The following is a 16,732-nucleotide window of genomic DNA, read 5'->3' as shown; positions in this document are numbered from 1 at the left end:
GAGGAAACGACCATGACGCTGACGCGGGACATCATGACCCCTGCACCACGGTGCATCGGCGAGAACGACTCACTCAGCATCGCCGCATCCCTGATGTCTGAGTTGGATGTGGGCGCATTGCCGATCTGCGGCGAGGACAGGAAACTGAAGGGCATGCTCACCGACCGCGACATCGTGGTCAGAGCCGTCGCGGAGGGTCTTGATCCCGAGAGCACGCCGGCACGCGCACTCGCACAGGGGAAACCTGTGACCGTCGACGCGGGCGACGACATCCGCGTCGCACTGGAGAAGATGCAGGAGCATCAGATCCGTCGGCTTCCCGTGATCGACGATCACATGCTGGTGGGAATCATCAGCCAGGCCGATGTCGCGCGTTCGTTGGCCCCCGAGGCCACCGGCGTGACGGTCGAGAGCATCTCCCGCTGAGGGCGGTGGACATGCCTCCTGGCGAAGACGTCACCCGCATCAGCGAGCTGGCGCGTGCGGACGGCCTGCGGATCGCGGTCGTCGAATCGCTCACGGCCGGCGGCCTCGCCCACGCGGTGGGCGGCGGTGAGGGCGCGAGCGACTGGTTCGCCGGCGGGATCGTCGCCTACATGACCGACGTCAAGCAGCATCTGCTCCACCTCCCCGCCGGCGTCGACCCGTGCTCGGCGGAGTGCGCGGAGCAGCTCGCGGTGGGCGGCCTCGATCTTTTCGCCGCGGACATCTGCGTCGCGACCACCGGGGTCGGCGGACCGGATGCGGAGGACGGTCATCCTCCGGGCACGGTCTACCTCGGATGGGCGATGCACGATCAGCACGGGCATGAGCATCGGCAGTTCGACGGCGGACCTGACGCCGTGATGTCCGCGACCATCGATGCTGCCGTAGCCATGCTGCGTGCGCGAGCAGAGGCATTCAGCCCTGACACCGACCGTGTCGGCGCACGGGCGCACCACTCTGTCTGACCGAACACCCATGGAAGGAGAAGATCATGCCACGCGGAGCGAACTCGCGGCTGAAGGATCCGGAACTCTACGAGGAGCTTCGAGACGACGGCGCGTCGAAGGAGAAGGCTGCACGCATCTCGAACGCGACCGGCGGCACGAAACGCGGACGTTCAGAGGTCGGCCGACGCGGCGGAAAAGCCGGTGACTACGACGACTGGACGGTCGACGAGCTGCGCGGTCGCGCGAAGGAGCTCGGACTCACCGGTTACTCGAAGAAGCGCAAGTCCGAGTTGATCACGGCCCTTCGGAACCACTGAGCGCCAGCACGCGGTCGAGGTGCCGGTTGCGGAACTTTCCCTGCGGATCGACGCGCGATGCCAGCGCGGCGAAGTCGCCCAGACGCCGGAAGGCGCCGGCCTGATCGAACTCCGTCGAGTACACCTTGCCCCAGTGGGCCCGCGGTGTGAACGGTCGGAGCGCTGCCTCGACATCGGGCAGGAGGGCGGCGACCTCGGCGGGGCGCTGCCGCCAGGTGAAGTGGATGGCGAGGCGTCCGCCGTCTTCTCCCCCGCTGAGCCAGAGGTCGTCGCCTGCGAACGTGCGGAATTCGCTCACGTGCAGCAGCGGGTCGATCCGATCGCCGAGCGGGCGCAGAGCCCGCAGCGCGTCGACGGCGAACTCACGCGGCACGAAGAACTCGGACTGGATCTCGTCGCCTCCCGCGCTGGGGGCGCGATCGAAGCGGAAGTGCGCGAGCCTGCCAGACCAGGCCCCACTGGTCCCGAGCGGCGTCATGTTGTCATCGGGTGCGTCGCCGTCGATCACGGCATGCACTTCGGCGGTGACGCGTTCGCCGCCGAACAACTGCCGTGCAGCATCCGCCTGGCCGATCTGATTCGCGAGAGACCGCTGCTTGAGCCAGAGAGTCGAGAGCGTCGGGACGCTCCAGCGTCCGAGCACACTGACGCTGTACGCGGCACCCATGATCTCGTCGAACTCCTCGAGGAGCACGTCCCAGCTCACGCCCGTGTACACCTGCTGCGTCACGTCGAACGTCGGTTCGACCGCCAGCCGGATCCGGGTGATGACGCCGAGTGCGCCGAGCGCCACGACGCTGCCGTTGAAGTCCGTGTCGCCGGACTGCACCCAGGTCAGCTCGCCGTCCGCGCCGATGCGCTCGATGCCGCGGACAGCGGTGGACAGCACGCCGTTGCCGTCGCCTGAGCCGTGCGTGCCCGTCGCCGTGGCGCCAGCGACGGAGATGTGCGGCAGGGAGCCGAGATTGTGCAGCGCCCAGCCGCGCTCCTGCAGGAACGCGGCGACAGCGCCGTAGGGTGCGGCGCCAGGCACGGTGACCGTGCGGGCGTCCTCATCGAGTTCGAACGGTGAGGAGACGTCTGCGAGGGAGATCAGCTGGGGGGCATCGGCAATGTCGTTGAACGAATGCCCTGTGCCGAGCGCCCTGATGCGAGCAGCGTCTGCGACGAGCTGCTGCGCCTCCGCGACGTCTCGGGGGCGCAGGACGTCCGTCGGTGTGAAGACGACGTTGCCTGCCCAGTTGCGGATCGCGTTGAGTGCCATCCGACCATCATGCCGCGACCGGCGCCTGCCGGTGAACGGATGACGTCGCGCGTCACCTGCGCGGCAGCACCGTCAGCACCCGCTGCACATGATCACGGAACTCGTTCATGTACGTGCGGAGGAATTCCTCGGTGTCCGGCTTCGTGATCGTGCCGTCTTCATGGAAGACCTCTTCGGTGAAATGGATGTACGCCTCCGGCGAGGTCATGTGACGCGTGTTGCAGAACGCGAGGACCGCGCGGAGGCTCTGCTGCGCGACCGCGGTGCCGATGACGCCGATGGATGCACCGATCACCGCGGTGGGCATGTGATCGAACGAGTTCTGCCCCCACGGCCGTGACGCCCAGTCGATCGCGTTCTTGAGCGCGCCGGGGATCGATCGGTTGTACTCCGGAGTCACGAACAGGATCGCGTCACTCGCGCTGATGGCCTGCTTCAGCGCACGCGCCTCGGCCGGATAGTCGTCATCGTGATCGGGACTCTACAGGGGCAGGTCGCCGATCGGGATCTCCGCGAACTCCAGCTCATCCGGGGCCACCTGCATCAGTGCCTTCGACAGCACCCTGTTGATCGATCTGGACGACAGGCTTCCGACGAAATATCCGATTCTGTACGACATCTGTGCTCCTCTCGACTGAGTGAAGACACCAGTGTGCGCCCCGAGCGCCGGGAACGGTACCCCCTTTCCCATCCGATGCACCGTTGTCAAGGGTGCTCCCCCGCGCGACGGTGTGGGCGAGGATCGTGTCCATCACGAGAGGAGCAGACGTGCCGGACAACCACGTGCCACGGGTCGCCATGCGCACCGCATTCTGGTCTTGGACGGTGATCATCGTCGCCGGGCTGGTCGTCATGATCGCCCTGCCGCTGGTGGGACGGTGATCGGCGTACGTCGCTTCCTTCGCAGCAGCAGCCTCAGCCTCGCCTTCCTGATCATCTTCGCGCTCGCGATCGTCGGGCAGGCGATCGCTGGGCACGCGTACAACAACGAGCAGCTCTCCCAGCACGGGCAGCCCCCGGTGGGCTTCTTCGACTTCGTCACCTCCTCCGAATTCGTGATCGACGTCGCAGAGAACTGGCAGTCCGAGTTCCTGCAGTTCTTCCTGTTCATCCTCGCGACCATCTGGCTCATCCAGCGCGGCTCACCCGAGTCGAAGAAGCCCGGCGACGAGGGCACGGGTACCGACGAGGAGCAGCTCGTGGGAGAGCACGCCGAACCGGACTCGCCGCGCTGGGCCAAGGTGCGGGGCGTACGGCTGTGGATCTACTCCAACTCGCTGCTGATGGCGATGGGGGCAGTGTTCCTGTTCTCGTGGCTGGCGCAGTCGCTCGCGGGCCACGTCGTCGCCAACCAGGAGAACGCGCAGCACGCAATGCCGCCGGAGAGCTGGGGTGATTACCTCATGTCCGCCGATTTCTGGAACCGCACCCTGCAGAACTGGCAGTCCGAGTTCCTCGCCGTGGGCGCGATGGTGGCGCTGTCGATCTACCTGCGCCAGCGCGGCTCGAGCGAATCCAAGCCGGTGGGGGTTCCGCACCACATCAGCAGCGTTGAATCGGAGTGACGATGACCGCTCGCCTGCGAGGTGCGCTTCTTGCGCTGGTGATGATCGCATCTCTGACCGGATGCGGGATCACGGTGCCCACCGATCCCGACGGCACACTGCACAGCGTCACCGGCGGCGAATTGCGGGTCGGCGTCTCCGCCGACGAGGGGCTCGCCGATGCATCCGGTGCGACTCCGACCGGACCGCTCGTCGATCTCGTCGACGGATTCGCCGCGTCGCTCGACGCGGAGGTCGACTGGACGGTCGGCAGCGAAGAGACGCTCGTCGTCATGCTGGAGGAAGGTGACCTGGATCTCGTGGTCGGCGGGCTCACCGACCAGACGCCATGGGCCGACCGAGTCGGCGTCACACGCGGATACCAGGGGATCGACGGTGCCGAGAACCGCGCGATCGTGATGTTCGTCCCTCTCGGCGAGAATGCATTCCTCACGAGCCTGGAGACGTTCCTCGACACCGAGGTCGGACCATGAGCGCGTATCACCGCTTCGGCCGGACCGATCTGCCCGCCGAGCAGCGGGAGGCTCTGAGGAAGGCCGTGCGGTGGGAGTACGCCACCATCTCGTACACGATCGTCACGATCGTCCTCGTCGCGTTCGTGGTCGGGGACTCGCAGGCCATGCGCACCGCGTGGATCGAGGACATGCTCTCGCTCATCCCGCAGATCGCGTTCCTCGTCGCCCTGATCTTCGTGCGGCGGCGGCCGAGCCTGCGCCACCCGTACGGAATGCATAGAGCGATGGGCGTCGGGCACATGGTGGCGGGCGTCGCTCTGCTCGCCGTCGGGCTGAACCTCGCCTACGAGGCCGTCTCCGGGCTCGTGGCGACGGAGCATCCCACGATCGGCACCGTCGTCGTCTTCGGGCAGACGATCTGGCTGGGCTGGCTGATGATCGCCGTCATGAGCGTCATCGTGATCGGCCCGTTCATCTACGGTCGGGCCAAGGCGAAGCTCGCGCCCGTGCTGCACAACAAGCTCCTCTACGCCGACTCCGATATGGCGAAGGCTGATTGGCAGACCAATGCAGCCTCGATCGTCGGCGTTCTCGGCGTCGGGTTCGGCCTGTGGTGGCTCGACGGCGTCGCGGCGCTGTTCATCTCGCTCGGCATCATCTGGGACGGAGTGCGCAACACCAAGGGTGCCGTGATCGATCTCATGGATCAGCGCGCGCGCAGCTACGACGACAAGGAACCGCATCCGCTCGCGCGCGAGATCGTCGAGCATCTCCGCGCGCAGCCCTGGATCCGGGATGCCGCGGTGCGCATGCGCGATCAGGGGCAGGTGTTCCACGTCGAGGCGTTCATCGTCCCGCGTCGGCGGCGTGTGCCGATCGCGCGGATCGACGAGGTCTCGGAGAGCATCGCCCGACTGGACTGGAAGATCCAGGACGTGGTGGTCATCGCCGGCAGCGCCCTCCCCGACGAGGCGGACACGGGCCTGCGACCCGAGAACGACTCGACGATCGGGTGAGCGTCTGCCCTCGGGCGCAGGCTCAGAGCTCGACGCGCAACGTGTCCGGCTCGGTCTCCGCGGCCTCAGGGTGCCGTGCGAGGTTCACGATCGCGGCGATCAGTCCGCCCCAGACCGTGACCATCGCGATGATCATCATGATGATTGCCGTCGTGGTCATGCGCCCGCTCCCTTCTCGTGCGTCGCTGCGATCCGGATGGTGTCGGTCTCCGGGTCGGGGTCGTAATGCTCGTCGACGAGGAACTCGTCGTAGTCAGGGTCGTCCTTGGCGTGCGAGCGTCCGCTCCACGGCATGAGCGAGAGCAGGACTCCGATCACGACCAGTGCGATCACCATGCCCCAGCCGAAGACGCCGAGGAACCAGGTGGGGTACCCGCCGTAGGGCTCCGAGATCTTCGTGACGAGTTCGCTGATGAGCAGATAGCCGAGTACGACCGGTGCGAGCACCCCGACCAGCAGCATCCAGATCCGGCCGACGCGGAAGCTCGATCGTCGGTTGAGGTGCTCCTTCAGCACGGGCAGCTTGTAGAACACCCAGGCGACGACGATGACCGCCACGAGGGCGACGGCCATGATGCCGAAGGCGTTGACGAAGGCGTCAGCCGTGTCGAGCACCGTCAACGCGGTCGTCGTGGAGAACAGCGCCATCGAGATCACCGCGAGCGGGATCGACACCGTGAGGGTGGTGCGCACACGACTCCAGCCGAGCTTGTCCTGGAGGGCAGCGACGATCACCTCGAGGATGGAGATGAGCGAGGTGATGCCAGCGAACACGAGCGCCCCGAAGAACAGCACGCCGATGATCGAGCCGCCGGTCGCCTGCGAGACGATGGTCGGGAACGCGACGAACGCGAGTCCGATCCCCGAGGATGCCACACCGGACACGTCTGTGCCCTGTGCCTGCGCCATGAACCCGAGTGCGGCGAAGACACCGATTCCGGCGAGGATCTCGAAGCCCGAATTGGCGAATGCCACGACGAGACCGGAGCCTGTCAGGTCGGTCTTGCGCTTGAGGTACGACGAGTAGGTCACCATGATGCCGAAGGCGACCGACAGCGAGAAGAAGATGTGACCGTACGCGGACGCCCATACGCCCGGATCGGCCAACGCCTCCCAGTTGGGGGTGAAGAACGCGTTGAGGCCCTCCATGGCGCCCGGCAGGAACAGCGACTGCACGACGAGGATCGCGAACATGACCGTGAGCAGCGGCATCAGGATCATGTTCGCCCTGCCGATGCCGCGCTTGACGCCGAGCGCCATGATCACGATCACGACGAGCCAGACGACGACCAGCGGGATGCCGACCTGCGGCACGAAGTCCGTCGAGATGCCGCCTTCGGCGACGTCGGCGGACTGCAGGAAGTCGGTGAAGAAGAAGTCGTTCTCATTGCCCGGCCCCCACGTGAGCCGGGCGGAGAACCAGGTGTACATGGCCGCCCACGCGATGATGACCGCGTAGTACACGGCGATCACGACGCAGATGAGCACCTGCCACCATCCGAGCGGCTCTGCGGCACGGTGGATGCGGCGGAACGCGAGCGGGGCCGAGCCGCGGAAGCGGTGCCCGATCGCGTAGTCGAAGAAGAGCAGCGGGATGCCGGCGGTCAGCAGCGCGCACAGGTACGGGATGAGGAAGGCGCCGCCGCCGCCCTCGTAGGCGACGTAGGGGAAGCGCCAGATGTTCCCCAGGCCTACGGCGGAGCCGATCGCCGAGAGGATGAACACATTGCGTGAGCCGAATGCCTCACGTCTGCGGGTCTGCGTCGTTGCGGTGGCCATGCCCGAGACGTTACCTCAGACCGGATGCGCGCGTCGCGAAGCGCGCCAGGTCCGCTCAGCGAGCGACGGCCGGACGGCGTGCGATGTGCACGTTGACGCCGGCGTCCTGCATCCGATCGATGTGCCGGCGATCCGTCGCGGCGTCGACGACGACGACGTCGAAGTCGGCCAGCGGCAGCATCGCGTGCAGCGCGCGCTTCTCGAACTTCGTCCGATCCGCCAGCAGCACCCGTTTGCTCGCCGACTCGAACATCGCCCGCTTCACGTCGACGGTCTCCAGCGTCTGGTGGAAGCAGATGTCGTCCACGATGGCCGAGGTCGACATCACGAAGAGATCGGCGCGCAGCTCCGCGATCTCCCGCACGGTGATGCGCCCCATGAACGAGCTGCACCAGTTGTAGAACTCTCCGCCGAGGCCGATCATTTCGATGCCGCGCATACCCCGCAGGTCGTTCATGATCGTCAACGTGTTGGTGATGACGGTGAGGGGCGTCTTGGTGTGCAGGTGCGGAAGCAGATGCATGGTCGATGTCGAGTCGTCGAGGATGATCGCCTGCCCCGGCTCGACGAACTCCATGGCCGCGACCGCCATCGCCTCCTTCTCAGCCTGTTGACGCCCCACGCGGTACACATCGCTGGATTCGACCAGCGCCGTGGAGCTCGCGGTGGCGACCCCTCTGCTCTTGCGCAGCAGTCCCCGATCCTCCAGTTCGTCGAGGTCGCGATGGACCGTCATCACGCTGATGCCGAACCGCTCGGCGATCTGCTCGATGCGCAGGGATCCGGCGGCCATCACGGCCTCGCTGATGGCGAGTTGACGCGACTGCTGTCGGTCCGTTCGCGATGGCACGGCGGGGGAACTGCTGGTCGTCACGTTCTTCTCCACTTCAGCGTGTGCTGACGGCCTCGTCGATGATGCTCGCGAACGCCTGCGGCTCGTGGGCGAATCGGCCGAGGAACAATCCGTCGACACCTGACCCGAGCGTACTCAGCAGTCCGGGTTTGGCGCTGCCGCCGTAGATGACTGCCGCGTGGTCGAGGCCGCGCTGCGCCAGATGGGAGCGCAATCGGCCGGCGACCTCTGTCACGTGATCGGGCGAAGCGGGTTCGGCCTGACCGATCGCCCACTCGGGTTCGTAGGCGACGACGAGGTCGCTGAGCTCGCCGGCGTCGGCGACCGCCGATTCGATCTGCTGGATGCAGGTCTCAGCCGCAGACACGGCGGATTGCCGCGTGACTTCGCCGACGCAGAGCACCGGAGTGAGTCCGTTGCGTACCGCGGCCGCCAGCTTTCGCCGGATGACCGTCTCGTCCTCACCGAAGACATGGCGTCTTTCCGCGTGACCGACCTCGACGTACCGGCATCCGAGACGTGCGAGGTCGGCTCCGCTGACCGCCCCCGTGTATGCGCCCCGGTCGGCCCAGAACAGGTCCTGGGCTCCGACCGCGATGGGCGATCCTGCGACGGCCGCGATCACGCGGTCCAGCGCAGGCAGCGAAGGCAGCACGAAGAGGCCGACCTCTCCGGAGATGACGGCAGGGTGCGCGCGTGCGATCGCTGCGAGCGACTCCGCCCACGCCACGGTCGCGTCGATGTCGAGATAGAGCTTGAGGCTCGCTCCGAGCAGAACCGGCCGGCCGGCATCCTGCAGCGGAGCGCGAGACGGTTCGCCGTCGTCAGCCACAGGTCCCCGTGGCCTCGTACCCGTCGATGACCGCCACCTTCTGCGCCGATGCGGACGACTCATCGAACTCGTATCCGAGCCATTCGCGCGCCAGACGGCGTGCCAGTTCCAGCCCCACCACTCGCTGTCCGAATGTCAGCACCTGAGCGTTGTTGCTGAGCACGCTGCGCTCGACGCTGTAGCTGTCATGGGCCGTGACGGCGCGGATCCCCGGCACCTTGTTCGCCGCGATCGCGACGCCCAGACCGGTGCCGCACACGAGCAGAGCCCGGTCTGCCTCACCCGCACGGACCTTCTCCGCCGCCGCGATCGCGACGACGGGGTATGCCGTGCCCCCGCTCGCGTCGACGCCGACATCGATGACCTCGGCGACCCGCGGGTCGTTCAGCAGGTCCTTCTTGAGGGCTTCCTTGTACTCGAACCCCGCATCGTCGGATCCGACGACGATTCGCCATTCACGTGTCATGTTCAGTCCTTCTCTGTTCTGCTGTCGTCTGCGAGCACCTGGCCCGCAACGGTCATCGCCCGCGCGAGCGAGATCGCGCCGGGGTCGGGAGTGCCGAGGCTCTTCTCCATGTGAGGGCGTGCACGCCCCATACGCGGAAGAAGAGCGGATGTCGCCTCTGCCGCGCTCGTGGCCTCGGCAGCTGCGGCTGCCCATGCCGACGCCAGCGGAGTGCCGGCCGCCACGCGCGAGGTCAGTCCCTCGGCGAAGGGCACCAGCGCATCGACCATGGTCTTGTCGCCGACCGCGGCCTTGCCGTAGCTCTGGATGGCCGCTCGTGCGGCGTCGACCGCCGCCGCGACATCGTGCCCCTGTGGTCTGACGTCGTCGCCGATGCGCTCCCCCGCTGCCCGGAGGGCGGCACCCCAGAGGGCACCGGAGGTGCCGCCGGCCTTGTCGGCCCACGCATCTCCCGCGCGGCTGAGCACTGTGCCCGCGCCCGCTCCGGCGGTGACGGCTTCACGGGCGGCCGCAGCGCCGGCGCGCGCGCCACGCTGCATGCCGATGCCGTGGTCGCCGTCGCCCGCGATCGAATCCAACTGGCCGAGTTCGTCGACGTCGCGATCGATCATGTCGCGGATCGCGTCGATGATCGCGAGGGCGACCGCGCCGACCTCGACGGAGTCGGGCGATGCGACAGGGATGGCCTCGGCATCGAAGCCTGCGTCCTGGACAGCATCGGCCACGGCATCCGCGCCGGATGACTTTACGGCGCCCTTGCGGTACGCCGGCGTGTACGCAGGTGATGACCATGCGGTGGCCAGCTCATCGTCCAGCCAGAACAGGGTCAGTGAGACGCCCGCCATCTCGAAGCTCGTCGCATACTCGCCGACCTCGGGCTCGACGATCGTGACTGCGGCCTCTGCCAGGAGCTCGATCACCGTGGCGTAGATCACGAACAGCTCTTCGGACTTGACCGCGCCGAGTCCGTTGAGGATGACCGCGGCGCGCGCACCGTCGACGGAGACGCCGTCAGGCACCTCCGCGAGCAGCCCTTCGACGAGCAGTGCCGCGATGTCGCGTGCAGACGGCAGCGGCACGACGGAGATACCCGGTTCCCCGTGGATCCCCATCCCGACGGCCATGTGCCCGGAGGGGACGGTGAAGAGCGGCTCGGATGCTCCGGGGAGCGTGCATCCGGAGAACGCGACGCCGATCGACCGGGTGCGCTCGTTGGCACGGGCTGCGATCTCGGCGACGTCGTCGAGAGACATGCCCTCCTCAGCCGCCCACGACGCCGCGCGGAACACGGCGAGGTCTCCGGCGATGCCTCGCCGTTTGGACTTCTCCGCCGGTGAGGCGCTGTAGATGTCGTCCGTCACCCGCACTGTGCGGCACGGGATGCCCTCATCGCGCAGCCGCTTCTCGGCCTGATCGAAGTTGAGCACGTCGCCGGCGTAGTTCCCGTAGCTGAGGAGGACGCCCGCCTCCGTCGCGACGGACTTGGCCACGGAGTAGATCTGCTGCGCGCTCGGCGAGGCGAAGACGTTGCCCATCGCGGCGCCGTGGGCGAGGCCGGCTCCGACGAGGCCGGCGAACGCCGGATAGTGTCCTGATCCGCCGCCGATGACGACGGCGACCTGCCCGGACGGCGTGGCCTGCGCGCGGGCGACACCACCGGGCACCCGCCGCACGAGTGCGCTGTGGGCGGCGACGAAGCCGATCACGGATTCGTCCGCGAAATCGGCGGGGTCGTTCAGAACGTAACTCATGTTGCCTCTCGTCAGTGACTTGAGATCAGTGCCCGCGAGGGGCGAAGTGTGTGGACGGGGGCGGATGCCGAACGGCACCAGCCCCCGTGTTCACCGCACGGGAGCGCGGTGCGGATTACTCGGTGTAGGTGAAGGGTTCCGTCATCTTGTCGGCGTTGTCCTTCGTGATGAGGATGCAGTCGAACGACTGCTTCTCGGTCTCCGGCGCGGTACCGGTGCGGATGTACTCGTCAGCGAGCTCGACGGCCTTCTTCGAGAACACCGCGACGGGCTGGAGGACGGTGTACGCCATCTCCCCCGCGATGACAGCGGAGACGGCATCCGGCGCGCCGTCGAAGCCGCCGACGACGACGCCCTCGAGCTTGCCTGCTTCCTTGAGGGCGGCGATCGCGCCGAGAGCCATCTCGTCGTTGCCCGACATGACTCCGGTCAGCGACGGGTTGGACTGCAGCAGCGACTGCATCTTGTCGTGACCCTTCGTGCGGTCCCAGTCCGCGACCTCTTCGCCGACCTCGACCAGCTCGGGGTACTGGCTGATCACGGTCTGGAAGCCGTTGGAGCGGGTCTGCGCGTTGTTGTCGGAGGGAGCACCGAACAGCTCGACGTAGTCACCGGCTTCGCCCATCTGAGACACCCACTCCTGGGCGCCGAGTGCGGCTCCCTGAGCATTGTTGGAGACGAGCTGCGCCTTGGCGATGCCGGCCTCGTTGATCTCGGCGTTCACGAGGAACACAGGGATTCCCGCAGCTTCCGCCTTCTTGACCGCGGCGATCGACCCGTCGGCGTTGGCCGGGTCGAGGATGATCGCGACCGACTTGTTCGAGATCGCCGTGTCGATGAGGGTGTTCTCTGTGTTCGTGTCGCCCTTGTGCGCGCCGACGCTGGACTCGTAGCCGAGTTCCTCCGCCGTTGCGGCGGCGACATCCCCCTCCGTCTTCCAGTAGGGGTTCGCCGGGTCGTTCACGATGATGGTGATGAGACCGCCGGCTTCTCCGCCTTCGGCATCCGTCGGAGGAGCGTCCGTGCTGCCTCCGGCGCATCCGGCGAGCGAGATGATCAGCGCACCTGTGGCGATGATCGAGGCGATTGCCTTCTTGCGCATCATTTGATGCGTCCTTTCTCTTGGTGGGTGTTGCAGGTTCTGTGGATGCGGATCAGCTCGTCGCGGCAGGCTCCGCGACCGGCGGGGTCGCCTTCGCGGGCGGCGTGGCGGCAGCGGGGCGACGACGACGGCCGTACTGCAGGCTGTTCAGCAGCACTGCGACGACGATCACGGCGCCGATGAAGACCATCTGCCAGTACGCGGAGACGCCCACGATGACGAGGCCGTCGGAGAGGAAGCCGATCACGAAGGCGCCGAGCAGCGTGCCGCGCACATTGCCCCGGCCGCCCATCAGTGATGCGCCGCCGATCACGACCGCGGCGATCGCCGTCAGCTCGTAGGTGTTGCCGGCCGTCGGGCTGGCGCTGGTGAGGGTCGAGGCGAGGATGAGACCGGCGATGGCGGCGCAGATGCCCGAGATCACGTAGACCCAGATCTTCACGCCGCGCACCGGCACACCCGAGAGCTCGGCCGCGCGCTCGTTGCCTCCTGATGCGTACAGCCAGCGACCGAAGCGCGTGCGCCCGAGGAGGAAGCCGAGCACGATCGCGATCAGGATCATGATGATGACGCCGATCGGGATGTTCAGGACGCGGTTGAAGCCGAGCCAGTTGAAGCCCGTGTTGCCCAGTGCCTCGTCGCCCGACAGGTCGTTGATCGTCAGACCGTTGGTCATCAGGAGCGCGAGCCCGCGCACCACGTAGAGCATGCCCAACGTCGCGACGAAAGGAGCGACCTTGAACTTCGACACCAGGATTCCGTTGACGAGACCCACCGCTGCGCCGACAGCGCAGGAGATCACGACGACCACGGGGATGCTCGGGTAGAGGATCACGCCGAAGATGTTGATCGGCACGCCCTGCATCAGGAAGCCGGCTATCACTGCGGAGAAGCCCAGAGTCGAGCCCACGGAGAGATCGATGCCGCCGTTGAGCACGACCAGCAGCATCCCGAGGCCGAGGATGGCGTAGATCGCGACGTGCGACGCCATGATCAGGATGTTGTCGAAGGTGAGGTAGTTCGGTGACATCAGTGAGAACACCACGATGATCAGGATCAGGGCGAGGAACGCCCTGCCTTCGATGAGCACTCGTGTGAACGAGAACTTCTTCTTGTTCTCGAGGATGGCGGTCGTTGTCGTCGTCATTGTCGGTCCGTTCTCAAGTTCTCTAGGCGGCCACGGCCTCGCCGGAGGCGGCCATGATCATTTCCTTCGTGGCGTCCGGACCGAACTCGGCGGAGATCTGGCCGCGTCGCAGGACGATGATGCGGTGGGCGATGCTGAGGCATTCGCCCACCTCGGATGTCGAGTACACGACGGCGAGCCCCTCGCGGGCACGCTCGGCGAGAAGGCGGAACACCTCGCCCTTGGCGCCGATGTCGATGCCTCGGCTCGGTTCGTCGAGGAGCATCACGCGCGGATCGGTCGCGATGACCTTCCCGATGACGACCTTCTGCTGATTGCCGCCCGAGAGCGAGCCGATCGGCAGTTCGGGTCCGGGCGTCTTCACGGTGACCGTGCGGATGAGGTCCTGTGCGATCTTCTTCTCGACGCGGCGCGAGAGCACGCCGTTGCGCAGCGAGTCGCCGAGGCTGGCGAGGGTGAGGTTCGTGCCGACGTCGAAGGTCTGCACGAGACCATCGCGCTGGCGATCCTCCGGTACGAGTCCGATCCCGAGAGCGATCCGCTCCGCGATCGTGTCGTCGCCGAGCGCCGTGCCGTCGAGCAGGATCTCGCCGCCGTCGATGCGATCGCGACCGGCGACGGCCTCGAGCAGCTCGGTGCGCCCGGCACCCATCAGCCCGTACAGGCAGACGATCTCGCCCGCCCGCACATCGAGGCTGAGGCCGTTCACGATCGAGCGCTCCGGGTTCTCCGGGTCGAGGACTCGGAGGTCGCGGATGCTGAGGATCGTGTCGCCGAACTCGTATCCGGTGGGCGGGGATCCGAGGTCGAAGTTGTCTCCGACCATGTTCCGCACGATCCACTCGAGATCGATGTTGGCCCGTTCGTCCTTCGCGGTCATGGTTCCGTCCCGCAGGACGACGGCGTGATCGGTGATCTCGAGCGCCTCCTCGAGATGGTGGGAGATGTACACGATGGCGACACCGCGGGCGGTGAGGTCGTGGATGATCCCGAAGAGGATCTCCACCTCCGCTGCGGCGAGAGCGGAAGTCGGCTCATCCATGATGAGGATGCGCGAGTTCACCGAGAGTGCGCGAGCGATCTCGATGATCTGCTGCTGGCCGACCCGCAGATCGTTGACGTGGGTGTCGGGCTCGACACCGGGAAGCAGATCGGCGAGGAGCTGCCGCGTCTGCCGCGCCTCTTCCGCGAAGTCGATCCCGAACGGCCCCGTGATCTCGCGCCCCATGAAGATGTTGTCGCGCACCGAGAGGTTGGGGGCGAGGCTCAGTTCCTGATGGATGATCGAGATGCCGCGCTCGCGCGCGTCGTTCGTGGAATGGAACACGACCGGCTCGCCGTCGAGGATGATCTCACCGGAGGTCGGCTGCTCGACGCCGGAGAGGATCTTCATCAGCGTCGACTTGCCGGCGCCGTTCTCTCCGAAGAGGGTCGTCACCGTCCCACGACGGATCTCGAAGTTCACGCCCTTCAGCGCCCTCGTGCCGCCGTACGTCTTGACGACATTGCGCGCCTCGAGGACGACGTCGTCGAAATCGTCGCTCATTGCACGCTCAGTTCGACCGGGGTGACGAGCCAGGAGCTCGGATTGATCAGGGTGAAGGCGCCGGTGACCTCGATCGTCTTGCCCGTCAGGGCCGTCGTGTCGATGTCGGCCAGCACCTGCGCCTTCAGTTCCTCGTTCAGTGCCGCCGCGGCGTTCTGGAAGTCGATCTGGTTGACGAACTGACCGAATTCGATCTCGCCGGTCGCATCGCGCAGCTCGGTGCCGTTGACGGCGGGACCGGTCTGGACACGGATCAGGAGGTCTGCGGGCAAGCCCTCGACAGCCACCTCGTAGATGCCGGACTGACCTTCGCCGACGACGCCGGTGAACGTCGTGCTGTACACGGGACCGCCGGAGCTCTGCACCGCGTATTCCTCAGCAGCCGCTGCCGGGTCTGCCGCGACGGCCGCGGCGAGGACGTCGGCCTCGACGGCGCGATCGACGATCTCGGACTGGACCGTGGGAAACTCCTCGGCGCCGTATGTGGCCGGGTCGAATTTCTGCGTGCCCTGCGCAAGCGGGTCATCGGCCGGTACGACCCGCGTTCCCAGCACCAGGCCGAGGATCACGAGGACGACGACGCCGATCCAGATGCCGCGCTTGGCGCCGGGCGACAGCGATCGACGCGGCTTCTTCACCGGTGCACTCGCGGTGGTCGACGCGCTCACGGGATCAGCACCCTGGACTCGGTGTCGTTCGGGCGGATCTGGAGCTTGCGGCCCGAACCACGACGGAACAGCTCCAATGCCTCTTCGTAGTCGTCGAGGATGAAGGAGTGGCTGATCATGGCCTTCGCATTGATCGCTCCTGCCTCGAACATCTCGACCGCGCGCGCGAAGGAGTTGAGCACCGCCATCGTCCCGACGATCGAGATCTCGTCGCGGTACACGCGGAACGGCGAGAACTTCGCGGTGCCGTCGGCGGGAGCGACGCCGAAGTCCTGGAAGAACCCTGCCGGCTTGACGCGGGTGAGCGCGTCTTCGATCGCGCGCAGGTTTCCGGTGCAGTCGATCACCACGTCCCACTTCTCGCGATCGGCGTCGTCGGCCGATGTGTAGCGCAGCTCGATGCCGCACTCCTCGGCGACCGCGAGGCGGTCGGCGTTCAGGTCGACGATGCTCACCGATGCCGCACCGGCGCGCGTGGCCAACTGCGCCATCAGCAGCCCCATCGTGCCTGCGCCGTAGACGAGCACGTGGTCGCCGATGCGGCGGGGCAGCACGTCCCAGCCGCGGATGGCGCAGGCGAGCGGCTCGATGAGGGCGGCCTGGTAGAGGTCGGTCTCGGGCTTGAGCTTGTACACGTTGCCGGCCGGCGCCGTGAAGAACTCCTGGGATGCGCCGTCTGAGGCGACGACGCCCAATCCGTTCCAGAACCGGCAGAGGTTCTGGTGCCCGTTGAGGCAGAACTCGCACTCGCCGCAGGTCGTGCTGGGGTTGATCGCGACGTGGTCACCGACCTTGAAGTCGAACACACCGCTGTTGACGCCTTCGCCGAGCGCGACGATCGTACCGGTCGCCTCATGACCGGGAACGAGCGGGAAGACGGTGCCCTCGAACTCGCCGTCGAAGACGTGCGTGTCGGTTCCGCAGATACCGACCGCCGCGGTCTCGATCAGGATCTCCTTGTAGCCGGGCGTGGGCTTCGGCCGCTCTTCGAGGGACAGCTGCCCCTCCGCCGTGAATACAACTGCTCGCATCTTTGCTC

Annotated in this window: 19 protein-coding genes and 1 pseudogene; 7 read left to right on the top strand and 13 right to left on the bottom strand. The window is 66.8% G+C overall.

Annotated elements, in window-relative coordinates; translation table 11 throughout:
- Positions 1–12: 12 nt before the first annotated feature.
- Genes ACYVG2_RS08710 through ACYVG2_RS08700 form a run of 3 tightly spaced genes read left to right on the top strand, consistent with a single transcriptional unit; the run spans position 13 to position 1,249 of the window.
- Positions 13–426: a CBS domain-containing protein gene (locus tag ACYVG2_RS08710; RefSeq protein WP_448966437.1), complete on the top strand. Its 414-nt coding sequence runs from the start codon at positions 13–15 to the stop codon at positions 424–426.
- Between the two features lie 11 nt (positions 427–437).
- Positions 438–950 (top strand): CinA family protein, encoded by a 513-nt coding sequence (locus ACYVG2_RS08705; RefSeq protein ID WP_460780597.1) that lies wholly within the window; start codon positions 438–440, stop codon positions 948–950.
- 26 nt (positions 951–976) lie between these two features.
- Positions 977–1,249, top strand: a complete 273-nt coding sequence (locus tag ACYVG2_RS08700) for a DUF7218 family protein (protein WP_448966439.1) — start codon at positions 977–979, stop codon at positions 1,247–1,249.
- Here ACYVG2_RS08700 and ACYVG2_RS08695 read toward each other — a convergent pair.
- Complete coding sequence (locus tag ACYVG2_RS08695; RefSeq protein WP_460780596.1) at positions 1,227–2,513, bottom strand: FAD-binding protein; 1,287 nt, start codon at positions 2,511–2,513, stop codon at positions 1,227–1,229. The genes ACYVG2_RS08700 and ACYVG2_RS08695 overlap by 23 nt on opposite strands.
- A 52-nt stretch (positions 2,514–2,565) precedes the next feature.
- Positions 2,566–3,132 (bottom strand): annotated as a pseudogene (locus tag ACYVG2_RS08690) (NADPH-dependent FMN reductase).
- Between the two features lie 125 nt (positions 3,133–3,257).
- On the opposite strand from ACYVG2_RS08690, the gene ACYVG2_RS08685 reads away from it, so the two are divergent.
- From ACYVG2_RS08685 to ACYVG2_RS08670, 4 genes are read left to right on the top strand one after another with little or no spacing between them, the layout of a single operon-like run.
- Positions 3,258–3,395, top strand: coding sequence for a hypothetical protein (locus ACYVG2_RS08685; RefSeq protein ID WP_460780595.1), 138 nt, complete (start codon positions 3,258–3,260; stop codon positions 3,393–3,395).
- Positions 3,392–4,078 (top strand): DUF6766 family protein, encoded by a 687-nt coding sequence (locus ACYVG2_RS08680; RefSeq protein WP_460780594.1) that lies wholly within the window; start codon positions 3,392–3,394, stop codon positions 4,076–4,078. The genes ACYVG2_RS08685 and ACYVG2_RS08680 overlap by 4 nt, the downstream gene beginning before the upstream one ends.
- Before the next feature lie 2 nt (positions 4,079–4,080).
- On the top strand, positions 4,081–4,551 hold the full coding sequence (locus ACYVG2_RS08675; RefSeq protein ID WP_460780593.1) for a hypothetical protein: 471 nt from the start codon (positions 4,081–4,083) through the stop codon (positions 4,549–4,551).
- Complete coding sequence (locus ACYVG2_RS08670; RefSeq protein ID WP_460780592.1) at positions 4,548–5,549, top strand: cation diffusion facilitator family transporter; 1,002 nt, start codon at positions 4,548–4,550, stop codon at positions 5,547–5,549. The genes ACYVG2_RS08675 and ACYVG2_RS08670 overlap by 4 nt, the downstream gene beginning before the upstream one ends.
- A 22-nt stretch (positions 5,550–5,571) precedes the next feature.
- Here ACYVG2_RS08670 and ACYVG2_RS08665 read toward each other — a convergent pair whose 3' ends face one another.
- The 11 genes from ACYVG2_RS08665 to ACYVG2_RS08615 form a co-directional block, all read right to left on the bottom strand.
- Positions 5,572–5,709 (bottom strand): methionine/alanine import family NSS transporter small subunit, encoded by a 138-nt coding sequence (locus ACYVG2_RS08665; protein WP_460780591.1) that lies wholly within the window; start codon positions 5,707–5,709, stop codon positions 5,572–5,574.
- The gene (locus ACYVG2_RS08660; protein WP_460780590.1) at positions 5,706–7,328 is read right to left on the bottom strand and encodes a sodium-dependent transporter; all 1,623 of its coding nucleotides are present in this window, start codon (positions 7,326–7,328) and stop codon (positions 5,706–5,708) included. Before ACYVG2_RS08660 ends, ACYVG2_RS08665 begins: the two co-directional genes overlap by 4 nt.
- 55 nt (positions 7,329–7,383) lie before the next feature.
- Positions 7,384–8,202: a DeoR/GlpR family DNA-binding transcription regulator gene (locus tag ACYVG2_RS08655; RefSeq protein WP_460780589.1), complete on the bottom strand. Its 819-nt coding sequence runs from the start codon at positions 8,200–8,202 to the stop codon at positions 7,384–7,386.
- Between the two features lie 13 nt (positions 8,203–8,215).
- On the bottom strand, positions 8,216–9,013 hold the full coding sequence (locus ACYVG2_RS08650; protein ID WP_460780588.1) for a triose-phosphate isomerase family protein: 798 nt from the start codon (positions 9,011–9,013) through the stop codon (positions 8,216–8,218).
- Complete coding sequence (locus tag ACYVG2_RS08645) at positions 9,006–9,479, bottom strand: ribose-5-phosphate isomerase (protein ID WP_448966450.1); 474 nt, start codon at positions 9,477–9,479, stop codon at positions 9,006–9,008. Before ACYVG2_RS08645 ends, ACYVG2_RS08650 begins: the two co-directional genes overlap by 8 nt.
- 2 nt (positions 9,480–9,481) lie before the next feature.
- A complete protein-coding gene (locus tag ACYVG2_RS08640; protein WP_460780587.1) occupies positions 9,482–11,230 on the bottom strand; it encodes a dihydroxyacetone kinase family protein in 1,749 nt (582 codons plus the stop codon).
- A 115-nt stretch (positions 11,231–11,345) separates the two neighbouring features.
- Positions 11,346–12,335 carry a D-ribose ABC transporter substrate-binding protein gene (locus tag ACYVG2_RS08635; RefSeq protein WP_448966452.1) on the bottom strand — a complete coding sequence of 330 codons (990 nt, stop codon included), beginning with the start codon at positions 12,333–12,335 and terminating at the stop codon, positions 11,346–11,348.
- 49 nt (positions 12,336–12,384) lie between these two features.
- Positions 12,385–13,479: an ABC transporter permease gene (locus tag ACYVG2_RS08630; protein ID WP_460780586.1), complete on the bottom strand. Its 1,095-nt coding sequence runs from the start codon at positions 13,477–13,479 to the stop codon at positions 12,385–12,387.
- 22 nt (positions 13,480–13,501) lie between these two features.
- The gene (locus tag ACYVG2_RS08625) at positions 13,502–15,025 is read right to left on the bottom strand and encodes a sugar ABC transporter ATP-binding protein (protein WP_460780585.1); all 1,524 of its coding nucleotides are present in this window, start codon (positions 15,023–15,025) and stop codon (positions 13,502–13,504) included.
- The gene (locus ACYVG2_RS08620) at positions 15,022–15,693 is read right to left on the bottom strand and encodes a DUF2291 family protein (RefSeq protein WP_460780584.1); all 672 of its coding nucleotides are present in this window, start codon (positions 15,691–15,693) and stop codon (positions 15,022–15,024) included. The genes ACYVG2_RS08625 and ACYVG2_RS08620 overlap by 4 nt, the downstream gene beginning before the upstream one ends.
- Positions 15,690–16,724, bottom strand: a complete 1,035-nt coding sequence (locus ACYVG2_RS08615; protein WP_460780583.1) for a zinc-dependent alcohol dehydrogenase family protein — start codon at positions 16,722–16,724, stop codon at positions 15,690–15,692. The genes ACYVG2_RS08620 and ACYVG2_RS08615 overlap by 4 nt, the downstream gene beginning before the upstream one ends.
- Positions 16,725–16,732: the final 8 nt, after the last annotated feature.

The sequence above is a fragment of the Microbacterium shaanxiense genome, assembly GCF_054779995.1.
The sequence above is the reverse complement of the archived record's forward strand: the minus strand, read 5'-3'. Positions and strand labels throughout refer to the sequence as shown.

What these genes read in the sequence shown, in the direction of transcription:
- ACYVG2_RS08710 (WP_448966437.1), top strand. Translation starts at nt 13, where the DNA reads ATGACGCTGACGCGGGACATCATGACCCCTGCACCACGGTGCATCGGC.
- ACYVG2_RS08705 (WP_460780597.1), top strand. Translation starts at nt 438, where the DNA reads ATGCCTCCTGGCGAAGACGTCACCCGCATCAGCGAGCTGGCGCGTGCG.
- ACYVG2_RS08700 (WP_448966439.1), top strand. Translation starts at nt 977, where the DNA reads ATGCCACGCGGAGCGAACTCGCGGCTGAAGGATCCGGAACTCTACGAG.
- ACYVG2_RS08695 (WP_460780596.1), bottom strand. Translation starts at nt 2,513, where the DNA reads ATGGCACTCAACGCGATCCGCAACTGGGCAGGCAACGTCGTCTTCACA.
- ACYVG2_RS08675 (WP_460780593.1), top strand. Translation starts at nt 4,081, where the DNA reads ATGACCGCTCGCCTGCGAGGTGCGCTTCTTGCGCTGGTGATGATCGCA.
- ACYVG2_RS08670 (WP_460780592.1), top strand. Translation starts at nt 4,548, where the DNA reads ATGAGCGCGTATCACCGCTTCGGCCGGACCGATCTGCCCGCCGAGCAG.
- ACYVG2_RS08665 (WP_460780591.1), bottom strand. Translation starts at nt 5,709, where the DNA reads ATGACCACGACGGCAATCATCATGATGATCATCGCGATGGTCACGGTC.
- ACYVG2_RS08660 (WP_460780590.1), bottom strand. Translation starts at nt 7,328, where the DNA reads ATGGCCACCGCAACGACGCAGACCCGCAGACGTGAGGCATTCGGCTCA.
- ACYVG2_RS08645 (WP_448966450.1), bottom strand. Translation starts at nt 9,479, where the DNA reads ATGACACGTGAATGGCGAATCGTCGTCGGATCCGACGATGCGGGGTTC.
- ACYVG2_RS08640 (WP_460780587.1), bottom strand. Translation starts at nt 11,230, where the DNA reads ATGAGTTACGTTCTGAACGACCCCGCCGATTTCGCGGACGAATCCGTG.
- ACYVG2_RS08635 (WP_448966452.1), bottom strand. Translation starts at nt 12,335, where the DNA reads ATGATGCGCAAGAAGGCAATCGCCTCGATCATCGCCACAGGTGCGCTG.
- ACYVG2_RS08630 (WP_460780586.1), bottom strand. Translation starts at nt 13,479, where the DNA reads ATGACGACGACAACGACCGCCATCCTCGAGAACAAGAAGAAGTTCTCG.
- ACYVG2_RS08625 (WP_460780585.1), bottom strand. Translation starts at nt 15,025, where the DNA reads ATGAGCGACGATTTCGACGACGTCGTCCTCGAGGCGCGCAATGTCGTC.
- ACYVG2_RS08615 (WP_460780583.1), bottom strand. Translation starts at nt 16,724, where the DNA reads ATGCGAGCAGTTGTATTCACGGCGGAGGGGCAGCTGTCCCTCGAAGAG.